Genomic DNA, 12034 nt, shown 5'->3' on the forward strand with positions numbered 1-12034 from the left:
TGAGAACCCGGGTAAGGCGCAGGCGGGTGAAGAAGGTGGGAGCGAGCTTGTCCGTGCACGCCTGGCCAGCCCCGCAGAGCAGGCCGAAGGGGACGTCGGGCCACCGGGTCCTGGTCGACGCACGCAGGCTGGCGCAGTTGCTGGCCAGGCAGCGTTGCGCGTACGTGAGCACCGCTCGCTGGGGCGGCAGGCCCCGGCCGCCGTCCGGGTCGAACGCCTCACCCGCACGCAACCCGTAGTCGACGGCCACCAGCCGTCCGCCGCGGTCGTAGCTGGTCGGAGTGGTGCCGCCGCGTCGGTAGCGGTTGGTCTCCTTCGCGTACCAGTACGTGGCGAGGTTGCCGTGGAGGTCCTCGACGGAGTCGAGGTTCCAGCGCCACGCCTGGGTGCAGACAGCGCTCGCGCAGGCCTCGGCCTGCGCGGGGTCGTTGCTCGTCGTGCCGGTCGTGAAGACCGGGACCGTCCAGGCCGAGTTGGTCACCGAGGAGGCGTTCGCGCCCGGCAGCCGGTTCTGCCCGAAGAGGTACGTGGAACCGTCCGGTTTGCGCAGCCGCCAGTGCTCGCCGTTGTCGTCACCGTTCTTGGCGCCCGTCAGGCGCTCCACGACGGTGCCGTCGTCGGAGGCCAGGACGAACTCGTCCGGCCCGACACCCACCAGGTCGTACGCCGTCCCGTCGAGCACGAGGGTGAGTTGTTCGCCCCGCCAGCACAGGTCGCGCCGGCGTGCCGGCGCCCCGTCACTCGAACAGGTCGCGTAGCGCCGCTCGATGTAGGAGGAGGTGAGCTCGAAACCCTCTCCCACGACCGAGGTCTGGTTGTTCGTCACCGGCGTGCGGCCGTCGACCGAACCGGAGTCGTACTGGAGACCCAGCGACGGGACCGGACCGGCCGCCGTCGGGGGCACGCCGGCGTCCTTCCTTTACCCGCTGGCGCTCCTGCTCCTGCTCCTGCTGACGTTCGGATCGGTCGGGTCGTCAAGGCGGCTCACGATGTGTGCAGCGTGGCGCTCCAGTCGTGGCATGGTCCGCGTGCGGATCTCATCCGCCTCGGGCAGGCTGAGGTCAGCCAGAACATCAGCGAAGGCGTCAGGGAAGCGTTCGGTCATCTCGCGCACACGCAACCGGTACTTCTCAGCGTTGACACCCATGGCCCGCGCCGCCCGGTCCCAATGCTTGCCCAGTACCCGGCCGAAGTCGCGGCGGCCGCCGATGCTGAAGGCTGTGCGACTGTTGGTCGGTCCGGCATTGTCATGGGGGAAGGCCGTGGCCAGGTCGTAGAGCGGGGCGACGTGCACGTCCTGTGGCCACAGTGCGAGCGAGATGTTCTTGGCGTGACCGTCGGGGGCACCTGCGACGTAGTTGATCGCGGCAAAATCGGCCAAGGCCCAACGGTCCTCGTCTGGGGCGCCGCTGTGCTTGGCGATGACGCCAGCCAGGCGCTCCAAGCTCAGGCCGTTCTGGTCCTCATACTTGCGCTCGGGCAGCACGCCGAGGGCCTGGCAGAAGTCCTCCTGATGCAGCCGTACGACGGCGTCGCGGAACTTCAGGCGGTCGAAGCGCTCGATGACGATGGCCGCCTCCCCCTCGAAGTGGGCGAAGCGGACGTGGGCGACGTCGAGGCCCGCAGCGCCTGCGGCGCGCATCGTGGCGTACTCGACGATGGCTTGGTTCAGCAGGCGGCCGATGCCGGGTTTGATGATGTGGGTGGTCGCCGCGGATCCCTTCGCCTCGTACCAACGTTTGTCGCGTCGTACGAGGGTGAACTTCTCCTGCTGGCCAGGCAGGGACCAGTGCTCGTCAGGCAGTGACCAGGAGGCCTCGTCCTTGCGCAGGCGACGCAGGCGATCCGCGATGTGGGAGTCGCTCACCGGCTCCAACTCCTCCGAGCGCGACAGCATGTCATCGAGTTCTTCGGGTGCGCAGAACTGGACAGCGCCCGGGCAATCCCATCCCATGCGGGACAGGAGGGAGAAGGCGTCCCTCTCGCCGGTCCCAAGGCGGTCGGCCCACGCGCGGCGGGTGTTGGCGTTCTCCGGCAGGAGACCTTCGAGGAACGGCACGACCAGCTTGGCCTTGTAGGTGCCCGGGCCAATGGGCATACGTACCGAGAGCGGGACGGTGCCCTCGTCCAAGTACTGCTCGGAGTAGGTGAACTCCGGGGCCGATAACGGGGTCGCGCGGGTCATGTACCCCGCGACCTGTCCCCCGATGACCACGGCGAGGGCCTGACTCACCAATCCTCCTCATGGCGCCCATCAGCCGAGCCGGGGCGCCTGCGGCGTGCAGCCAATGCTTCAGCAAGATCGAGGTCGGCGACGCTGCGGCGCCGAGGTCGGGCGACGAGGTCGAACTCCAAGGCGTTCAGGACGCGCAGGATGCGCTCGAACTCCGCCCCGCGGTGGCCGGACTCGACCTTGGCCAGCCAGGCACGCGAAACACCCGCCTCGAGGGCGAGGCCCGCCTGGGTCATTCCGCGCTCCTTGCGCGCGCCCTGGATCAACCTGCCCAGGCTCGCCCAGTTGCTCACGCTCTGGCCGGGCAGGCTCACCGCGGAGTGCTGGTTGGTCTGGTCGGCCACGGGTCCTCCTTGCTCACGTTTGCTGAGTAGTGAGTTTCGTCCACGAACGTAGACATTAGCGCATTGTCCACATTCGTAGACATTTCGATGTTGTCTGCGTTCATAGACATTTTCCCATTGTCTGCGTTCGTAGACAAGGTGCGCCACCTCTAGCCAGGAAGAGCGACGAAGTGAGTCGCCGACTGCAGCCAACAGGAGACGCCATCTCGTCACTCAGACCGGGAGATTCTCACCTCTCGCTGACACTCAATCTGCGACGGTTGCAGATTGGATCGCTCCCTTGCAGATTCCCTGCTCGTCGGGCAGAGGGACTCAGCCCTGAGCCATGTCCACGAACCGCGAGTAGTGACCCTGGAAGGCCACGGTGAGGTCGCGGGTGGGGCCGTTGCGGTGCTTGACCACGAGCAGGTCGGCCTCTCCGGGGCGGGTCGACTCCTTCTCGTACACGTCGTCGCGGTGCAGCAGGATCACCATGTCGGCGTCCTGCTCGATCGAGCCGGACTCACGCAGGTCAGACATGGCGGGGCGCTTGTCGGCGCGCTGCTCGGGACCACGGTTGAGCTGCGAGAGGGCGATGATCGGGACCTCGAGCTCCTTGGCGAGCAGCTTGATGTTTCGGGAGAACTCCGAGACCTCGAGCTGACGGGACTCGACCTTCTTGCCCGAGCTCATCAGCTGCAGGTAGTCGATGACGATCAGCTTGAGGTCGTGCTTCTGCTTGAGGCGACGGGCCTTGGCCCGGATCTCCATCATCGTCAGGTTGGGGCTGTCATCGATGAACATCGGCGCCCCGGAGACCTGGCCCATCTTGCGGGCCATCTTCTCCCAGTCCTGGTCCTGCATCTGACCGTTGCGGATGTTGTTGAGCGCGACCTTCGCCTCCGCCGAGAGCAGACGCATCATGATCTCGGAGCGCGTCATCTCGAGGCTGAAGAAGACGCTGGTCAGGTTGTTGTGGATCGACGCGGCACGGCAGAAGTCGAGCGCGAGGGTCGACTTGCCCATGGCGGGACGCGCGGCGACGATGATCATCTGGCCGGCGTGCAGGCCGTTGGTGAGCTCGTCCAGGTCGGCGAACCCGGTCGGAACGCCGTAGATGCCGGCCTCGCGGTTGCCGATCGCCTCGATCTCGTCGAGGACGTCGTTCATGATGTCGCCGAGCGGCGCGTAGTCCTCGGTCGTGCGCTTGTCGGTGATCTTGTAGACCTCGGCCTGGGCCGAGTCGACCACGTCGTCGATGGTGCCCTCACCGGCGTACCCCATCGACACGATCCGCATGCCTGCCTCGACCAACCGCCGCAGGATCGCCTTCTCGTGCACGATCTCGGCGTAGTAGCCGGCGTTGGCAGCGATCGGCACGTTGGCCGACAGGGTGTGGAGGTACGGGGCGCCGCCGATCTTGGCCAGCTCACCGGTGCGCTGCAGCTCGGCGGCCACGGTGATCGGGTCGGCCGGCTCGCTGCGGCCGTACAGGTCGATGATCGCGTCGAAGATCGTCTCGTGCGCGGGGCGGTAGAAGTCGATGCCCTGGACCCGCTCGGAGACGTCCGCGATGGCGTCCTTGGAGATCAGCATCGAGCCGATCACGCTCTGCTCGGCGGCGTTGTCGGAGGGAGGCGTGCGGTCATTGGCGCTGCGCGGCGCCTCACCCGGCTCGTACGCCGCCGGACCGTCGCCCCACCCGTCGCCGGGGTCGCTCGCACTCCAGTCGAAGTCGGGCTCCACGGCTCCCTGGTCGGCGACGCTCACCAGCACTCCTCGCGATCGTCAGTTGCATTGGAAAATCACGCTAGCCAGGCCCACTGACAACGCGGTGGACCCACGCCCCGCGCTCGTCCGTCGGAGCTGGTCCGGGCGCGACGCTACGCGCTGGAGGAGCCACAGGAAAAGCGGGTTATCCACAGGGGCTGGGGATAACCCCGGTCTAGTGGTGGACTACTGGGGATGGCTTGTGCACGCGCTGGGGACGCAGCTGTGGACAAACAAGGGAGTCAGGGCGGCAACACGCCCCTGACCTGCACAAACGTGTTTCCTCAGCTGTGGACAGAAATCTGTGGGAGTGATTTCCGCAGCATCGGTTCAGCATCTGGATTCCGCCGGTTGCTTTGTCGACATCGCGACTCGCTCCCTCGTACACAGAACTATCCACAGGCTGACTCACAGGTAGCCCGATCGGGCCATTGACGAGGCGTTTCCCTGTTGTTGAGACCTGCGTCACACGTTGTTCACCAGCCCACGCAGCCACAGGTGCACCACCTGCCACGGCGACCCGTCCCTGACCTAGGCTCGGCGGGTGCGCCTGCCGTTCAACGCCACCGACCGCGAGATCCTCCGGCTGGCCGTACCCGCCTTCCTGGCCCTCATCGCCGAGCCCCTCTACCTCCTCGCCGACGCCGCCATCGTGGGCCACCTCGGCACCCCGCACCTGGCCGGCCTCGGCATCGCCGGCGTGGTCCTGCAGACGATCGTCGGCCTCTGCGTCTTCCTCGCGTACGGCACCACCGCCGGGGTCGCCCGCCAGCTCGGCGCGGGCAACCTCCGCGCCGCCCTCACCCAGGGGATGGACGGCATCTGGCTCGCCGTGGTCATCGGAGCCGGCGCCACCGTCCTCGGCGTCGCGGCGACCGGCCCCGTGGTGGCCGCCTTCGGAGTCTCCGGCGAGGTCGCGGCGCACGCGGAGACGTACCTGCGCATCGCCCTGCTCGGCGTCACCCCGCTGCTGCTCATGCTGGCCGCCACCGGCGTGCTGCGCGGCCTGCAGGACACCCGCACCCCGTTGTACGTGGCCGTCCTCGGCAACGCCCTCAACGTCGTCCTCAACCTGCTCCTCGTCTTCGGCCCCGGGCCCCTGCCCGCCCTGGGCATCGCAGGATCCGCGTTGGGCTCCGTGACCGCCCAGACGATCGCCGCCGCCGTGCTGGTCCGGGCCGTCGTCTTCGCGGCCCGGCGTGAGGGCGCCTCGATGCGCCCCGACTTCAGCGGGGTGCTCACCGCCGCGCGGGTCGGCGTGCCGCTGCTCATCCGCACCCTCACCCTGCGCGCCGCGCTCCTGCTCACCACCTACTCCGTCACCCTCGCCGCCCGCTCCGGCTCCGGCGACGTGGACGTCGACCTGGCCACCCACCAGATCGCCTTCACCCTGTGGACCTTCCTCGCCTTCGCCCTCGACGCCGTCGCCATCGCCGCCCAGGCCCTCACCGGCCGATCCCTGGGCGCCGGCGACCGCGCCACCACGCGCGCCCTGACCCGCCGCATGGTGCAGTGGGGCATCGGGTGCGGGGTCGTCCTCGGCCTCGGTCTCGCCGCCCTCTCCGGGGTCCTCGGCGTCCTGTTCACCCCCGACCAGGCCGTCCGCGACGCGCTCGTCCCCGTCCTGCTGGTGGTGGCCGTCGGGCAGCCGCTGGCCGGGGTCGTCTTCGTCCTCGACGGCGTCCTGATCGGAGCCGGCGACGGCCGCTACCTGGCGTGGGCCGGGCTGCTCGTGCTCGCCGTGCACGCCCCGGCGACGCTGCTGGTGGGCGCCACCGGCGGGTCCCTGGTCCTGGTGTGGTGCGTGCTGGCCGGCGTCTTCATGGGGGCGCGTGGCGTCGTGCTGGTGCACCGGGCCCGCTCCGAGCGCTGGATGGTCACCGGCGCGACGGCCTGACCCCGGACGACCTCGGCGAGGGAACGGCCCGGTGTCGAAAGGGTTTCGGCCTCGTGCGCCACAGACGAAATCATTGACACGTGATGCGCGCAACACGTAGGAACAACAGGGGCGAACTCCCTCGCCCTCCGTCCTCTGCCCCGATTTCGGGCGCTCTCGTTGGGAGGAACCCCTCTTGATCCGTCGCACCCTGGCGGCCGCCTCAGCGGCTGCCCTCCTCGTACCGCTGGTGTCAGCGGCCCCCGGTTGGGCCAAGGACCCGACCGCGGACCTGACCAAGAAGCTGAAGCCTGCGGTGGCCACCACCGACGGCACTCTGGCCCGCACGGGCCCCGTCATCTCGCTCGGTGACGCCGCTGGCAAGCAGACGTACATCGTCCAGCTCGACCAGCCCGCCGTCCCCACGCGGGCCTCCGCCACCGACGCGCGCGGCCGTACGCTCGCCAAGACGCCGTCGGCGAAGGAGTACCGCACCCAGATCGCGGCCGACCAGAAGTCCCTCAAGGGTGAAATCGCCGGCATCGTGGGCGGCACGCCCAAGGTGCTGCACACCTACACCGAGGCCCTCAACGGTTTCGCGGTCGAGCTGACCCGCGACCAGGCCGCCCGGGTCGCCAAGCTCGACGGCGTCGGCGCGGTCCAGGTCGACAAGGTCCACCAGCTGACCACCGACCACGGCCCCTCCTGGATCGGCGCCAACACCCTGTGGGACGGCAGCGCGGTCCCCAACGGCACCGGCAGCAAGGGCGAGGGGATCATCGCCGGCATCATCGACTCGGGCATCAACCCGGCCAACCCGTCCTTCGCGGACACCGTGCCGGCCTCCGAGGGCGGTGACGGGTACGACCACACCAACCCGCTCGGCTCGGGCAACTACCTCGGCATGTGCAACCCGGCCAACACGGCCGGCTCCCCGACGTACGTCGCGAACTGGGGTTGCAACGACAAGCTGATCGGCTACTACAACTTCACCACGGACGGCTCGGAGTACGACGACGACGGCCACGGCTCCCACACCGGGTCCACCACCGCGGGCAACCAGGTCGAGGTCACCACGTACTCGGCGCAGGGCACCCCGCACGAGTTCTCCACCACCGAGACGATCCGCGGCGTCGCTCCGCACGCCAACGTGATCGGGTACGACGTCTGCGACGGCGGCTGCTCCGGCGCCGCGATCGTGGCGGCCATCGACCAGGCCATCGACGACGGCGTCGACGTCATCAACTACTCGATCGGCTCCTCCTCGGCCTCCGACCCGTGGAACGACCCCGACGCGGTGGGCTTCCTCAACGCCCGTGCCGCCGGTGTCCACGTGGCCACCTCGGCCGGTAACGACGGCCCCGGCGCCGCCACCGTGGGCAGCCCGGCCGACGTCCCGTGGATCACCTCCGTGGGCGCCTCCCAGCACGACCGCCAGTGGCAGGCCAAGGTCACCGACATCACCGCCGACGGCGGGGCAACCCACGCCGACATCGCCGGCGTCGCCTTCGCCGCCGCCACCGCCGGGACCTTCCCGCTGGTGGACGGCGCCAGCCTGGGCAGCGCCCGCTGCATCGCCTCCGAGCTCGACGGTCAGGACCTGACCGGCAAGATCATCCTCTGCGAGCGCGGCACCAACGGCCGTGTCGAGAAGGGTCAGGTCGTGCGCGACCTCGGCGCCGAGGGCATGGTCCTGGGCAACGACGAGGCGTCCGGCGACTCGCTCAACGCCGACCCGCACGAGCTCCCCGCCGTCCACATCACCTTCGACCAGGCCCAGGAGCTGCGCGCCTGGATGTCCGGCAAGACCGGTGTGAAGGTGGCGCTGTCCGGCGGCATCCGCCACGTGGGTGACGACGTCGCCGACATCATGGCCGGCTTCTCCAGCCGTGGGCCCAACCGTGCAGTCTCGATCATCAGCCCGTCCGTCTCTGCTCCCGGCGTCGACATCCTCGCCGCCGAGGGTGTCGACAACGAGGTCAAGTGGGGCTTCATCTCCGGCACCTCGATGGCGAGCCCGCACACCGCGGGTGCGCTGGCCCTGGTCGCGGCCGTCCAGCCCGACTGGACCCCCGCCGAGGCGCAGTCGGCCCTGATGACCACCGCCATGACGGCCATCAAGGACACCGACGGCTCAGACGCCGACTGGCACGACATGGGTTCGGGTCGCATCGACCTGACCAAGGTCGCCAAGGCCGGTCTCGTCTTCGACACCACCTACGACGAGTACGTGGCCTCCGACCCGAGCACGGGCGGCGACGTCCGTACGCTCAACCTGGCCAGCATGGCGGACAACGACTGCCTGGGCGAGTGCTCGTGGACCCGTACGGCGACCGCCACCGACACCGGTGCCGGCACGTGGACGGCCGAGGTCACCAGCCAGGACCCGAGCGTCACGCTCTCGGTCGACAAGTCGTCGTTCACGGTAGCGGCGGGTGAGTCCGCCGACCTCACCGTCACCGCTGACGTCTCGGGCGCCGCGGCGGGCGAATGGGTCTACGGGACGCTGACCCTGACGCCTCCGGCCGGGTCCGAGGCGCCGGTGGCTCATCTGCCGATCGGTGTCGTGCCCTCCGCCGCAGTGCTGCCGGACTCGATCGGCATCACCACCCGCCGTGACGCCGGCTCCCAGGAGTCCGGTGATCTGCGCGTGGCCGCCGACACCTCCGACGTCACCTTCACCGGCGCCGACCTGACGCCGCTGGATAGCCGCGAGCTCTCCGTCGCCCAGGACCCGACCAACGACGACGCGTTCAACGGTGACGGCGTCAGCCAGACCAGCCTGACCGTCCCGGCGGGTACCAAGCGTCTGTTCGTCGGCCTCTCCGAGGCCACCGCTCCCGACTTCGACCTGTACATCGGACAGGGCGCGGTCAGCGCGGACAACGTGGTCGCCTACAGCGCGTCCGGTGGGTCCCGCGAGAAGATCGACCTCGCCTCGCCGCCCGCCGGCGAGTACTGGGTCATCGTCCAGAACTGGGAGGCCAGCGCTGCTGGCACCGACACCGTCACCCTGTCGACCGCGGTCGTCGGGGGCAGCGGTGACAACTTCCGGGTCGAGGGCCCCAGCGCCAACGTTCCCGCCGGCGACCCGTTCACGGTCCGCGCCTTCTGGGACGAGGACGAGCTGGACGCCGGGGAGACCTGGTACGGCGCCGTCGACGTGGCGGTGGGCGGTGACTCCGTGGGTGTCATCCCGGTGACCCTGGCACGCGTCACCGACGACGTGACCAAGACGGCCGACGTGACCAGCGCCAAGCCGGGCGACACGATCACGTACACCGTCGAGGTGGCGCCCAACGTCACCCCGGAGGACCTCGAGTACACGATCACCGACCAGCTTCCCGACGGCGTCACCTACGTCGAGGGCTCGGCCACCGGGGGCGCCACGTACGCCGACGGCACGCTGACGTGGACGGGCACCCAGCCCACCATGGCCGGTGTGAAGGGGTCGTACACGTGGACCACCAGCGCGGACGACACCTCGTGCGTCAATCCGGTGACCGGCACCGCCGGCTACTTCGACCTGGAGTCCGAGCTCGGCATCAAGACCCAGGCCGGTGCCGCGGGCGACACGACCCGGTGGACGGCGTTCAACAACCTGTCGTTCGGCCACTACGGGCAGAACTTCCCGGGCCTGAGCATCACCGACGACGGTCTCGTCGTCCGCGACGCCGCCGGCTGGGGCGGCAAGCCGTGGGAGACCCAGGCGGTCCCCAACGCGGCGCAGCCGAACAACCTCAACGCGGTGCTGTGGCAGGACATGGAGGTCACCTACGACCAGGCCACGAACAAGGGTCTGAGCCTGGCCTCGGACGACGAGAGCATCGCCATCGCCGAGTGGGACGACGTGCACCTGTACGAGCAGCCGTCGCTGTCGTACGACGTGCAGGTCATCGCACAGGTCGGTACGAGCGACATCGTGTACGCCTACGACAACATCAACGGTCCGCTGACCGGCGTCACCATCGGCGCCGAGGACTCGACCGGTACCAACGGTCAGGCGCTGGTGAACAAGGGCGACGCGTCGTCCAAGATCACCAACGGCACCGTCGTCTGCGGCACGTACAACTCCGCTGACGGGGAGGCGCAGTCGTTCACCTACCAGGTGACCGTCGACGCCGACGCTCCCGCCTCCGTGGTCAACGCGGCGGTCCACACCGTCGACAACCCGGGCGCCAAGGAGGTCACCGCCAGCAGCACCGTGACCGTCGAGGGAGGCACCACCACCAAGGTGAAGCCGACCATCAAGCTGACGGTGCCCAAGACGGTCCGGGTGAACACCAGGCCCAAGACCGTCCAGGTCAAGGTGACCGCCAAGGGTGCCGCGGCCACGGGCAAGGTGAAGTTCGTGATCAAGGGCGCGGGCAAGCGGGTCGTCAAGACCGTGAAGCTCAACGCCAAGGGCATCGCCAAGGTGAAGCTCCCGCGCTACAAGAAGAAGGGCAAGGTGACCGTCACGGTGACCTACTCGGGCAGCACCACGGTGAAGTCCGGGACCGCCAAGAAGACCTTCAAGGTCGTACGCCGCTGAGCGTGACCTGGATGTCGTCCGCTGACGTGTGAACGTCAGCAGCAGAGGGGCCGGTGGATCTCCACCGGCCCCTCTGTCGTGCCCGACGTGCCACAGTGGGAACCGTCGGACCCCCTGCCCACGTCAGGAGTTCATGATGACCGTGCTGTTGCCTCGACGTTCCCGCGCTGCTGCGGGTCGCCCCGCGCCCGGCTGCCGCCCCGCCGCCCGTCCGGGCCCGCGAGGCGCCTTCCGTACGGCCCGCGCCGGCGCGGCCGTGCTCCTCGCCCTCACCCTGGCCGGGTGCGGCGGCGGGGACTCCGACCCGGCGGACCCGCCGACGACCACCCCCACCACGACCACGACCGGGGAGCCGACGATGGACCCGCACGACGACCCCACGACGCTGGCCGTCAACGACCTCGCCTCCCGTCTGGACCTCACCCCGGAGGACGTCACCGTCGTCGGCACCGAGGAGGTCGACTGGCGCGACGGCAGCCTCGGCTGCGCACAGAAGGGCATGTCGTACACACAGGCGATCGTGCCGGGGCTGCGGATCACCCTCAAGGCCGACGGGCGGGAGTACGCGTACCACCAGGGACGCTCCAAGGCCCCGTTCCTCTGCGAGAACCCGACGCAGTAGGGCCCGAGGTACGGCAGGGCCCGCCGCTCCTCGAGGGAGCGGCGGGCCCTGTGCGTGGGTGTGGCTTCAGCCGATCAGGCGGGCACCACGTTGAGCGACACCTTGGCGGTGACGGTCTCGTGGAGCTTGACCGACACCTCGTGGGCGCCGAGCGACTTGATCGGGTTGGTGACCACGATCGTGCGGCGGTCGATCTTCTCGCCGGACGCCTCGGAGAGCGCGTCAGCGATCTCCGCGGTGGTCACGGCACCGAACAGGCGGCCACCGTTGCCGGCGCGCACCTTCACGTTGACCGTGTTGGCCTCGACCTTGGTCTTGATCTCGGCAGCGTGGCCCTCGTCGCGAGCGGCGCGGGCGGCACGGGCGGTCTTGATCGACTCGATGGTCTTCTCGCCACCGCGGGTCCAGCGGATGCCGAGACCACGGGGAACGAGGTAGTTGCGGCCGTAACCGTCCTTGACCTCGACCACGTCGCCGGGGGCACCGAGGCCGTCGACCTCCTGGGTCAGGATGAGCTTCATCGTGTTATCTCCTCTCCAGGCCCGACGGTCAGCGACCGGTGGACGTGTAGGGCAGCAGGGCGAGCTCGCGCGCGTTCTTGACGGCGATGGCCACGTCGCGCTGGTGCTGGACGCAGTTGCCGGTCACGCGACGGGCGCGGATCTTGCCGCGGTCG

8 protein-coding genes and 1 pseudogene are annotated in these 12034 nt (G+C 69.3%); 3 read left to right on the top strand and 6 right to left on the bottom strand.

Translation table 11 applies throughout. The features are described 5' to 3' along the window. From ACI379_RS07875 to dnaB, 4 genes and pseudogenes are all read right to left on the bottom strand, one after another. A pseudogene (locus ACI379_RS07875) lies at positions 1-904 on the bottom strand (RHS repeat-associated core domain-containing protein); the annotation flags it as partial. Positions 905-919: 15 nt separating this feature from the next. Beyond that, the gene (locus ACI379_RS07880; RefSeq protein WP_439791534.1) at positions 920-2233 is read right to left on the bottom strand and encodes a type II toxin-antitoxin system HipA family toxin; all 1314 of its coding nucleotides are present in this window, start codon (positions 2231-2233) and stop codon (positions 920-922) included. Continuing rightward, on the bottom strand, positions 2230-2577 hold the full coding sequence (locus ACI379_RS07885) for a helix-turn-helix domain-containing protein (protein WP_439791535.1): 348 nt from the start codon (positions 2575-2577) through the stop codon (positions 2230-2232). The genes ACI379_RS07880 and ACI379_RS07885 overlap by 4 nt, the downstream gene beginning before the upstream one ends. A gap of 312 nt (positions 2578-2889) precedes the next feature. After that, positions 2890-4326 carry a replicative DNA helicase gene (dnaB, locus tag ACI379_RS07890; protein ID WP_439791536.1) on the bottom strand — a complete coding sequence of 479 codons (1437 nt, stop codon included), beginning with the start codon at positions 4324-4326 and terminating at the stop codon, positions 2890-2892. A 544-nt stretch (positions 4327-4870) separates the two neighbouring features. On the opposite strand from dnaB, the gene ACI379_RS07895 reads away from it, so the two are divergent. The 3 genes from ACI379_RS07895 (at position 4871) to ACI379_RS07905 (ending at position 11358) form a co-directional block, all read left to right on the top strand. Then, positions 4871-6223, top strand: a complete 1353-nt coding sequence (locus tag ACI379_RS07895) for an MATE family efflux transporter (RefSeq protein ID WP_439791537.1) — start codon at positions 4871-4873, stop codon at positions 6221-6223. Between the two features lie 175 nt (positions 6224-6398). Continuing rightward, positions 6399-10736 (top strand): S8 family serine peptidase, encoded by a 4338-nt coding sequence (locus ACI379_RS07900; RefSeq protein ID WP_439791538.1) that lies wholly within the window; start codon positions 6399-6401, stop codon positions 10734-10736. Positions 10737-10872: 136 nt separating this feature from the next. Next, complete coding sequence (locus ACI379_RS07905; protein WP_439791539.1) at positions 10873-11358, top strand: hypothetical protein; 486 nt, start codon at positions 10873-10875, stop codon at positions 11356-11358. 74 nt (positions 11359-11432) lie between these two features. Here the strand turns inward: ACI379_RS07905 and rplI are convergent, their stop codons facing one another. Both rplI and rpsR read right to left on the bottom strand, forming a co-directional pair. Next, positions 11433-11879 carry a 50S ribosomal protein L9 gene (rplI, locus tag ACI379_RS07910; RefSeq protein ID WP_439791540.1) on the bottom strand — a complete coding sequence of 149 codons (447 nt, stop codon included), beginning with the start codon at positions 11877-11879 and terminating at the stop codon, positions 11433-11435. Positions 11880-11907: 28 nt separating this feature from the next. Next, on the bottom strand, positions 11908-12034 hold a 127-nt coding region (gene rpsR, locus ACI379_RS07915), incomplete at its 5' end, for a 30S ribosomal protein S18 (protein ID WP_439791541.1).

Source organism: Nocardioides sp. (genome assembly GCF_051876515.1).
Lineage (GTDB): Bacteria > Actinomycetota > Actinomycetes > Propionibacteriales > Nocardioidaceae > Nocardioides.

What these genes read in the sequence shown, in the direction of transcription:
- ACI379_RS07905 (WP_439791539.1), top strand. Translation starts at nt 10,873, where the DNA reads ATGACCGTGCTGTTGCCTCGACGTTCCCGCGCTGCTGCGGGTCGCCCC.
- rplI (WP_439791540.1), bottom strand. Translation starts at nt 11,879, where the DNA reads ATGAAGCTCATCCTGACCCAGGAGGTCGACGGCCTCGGTGCCCCCGGC.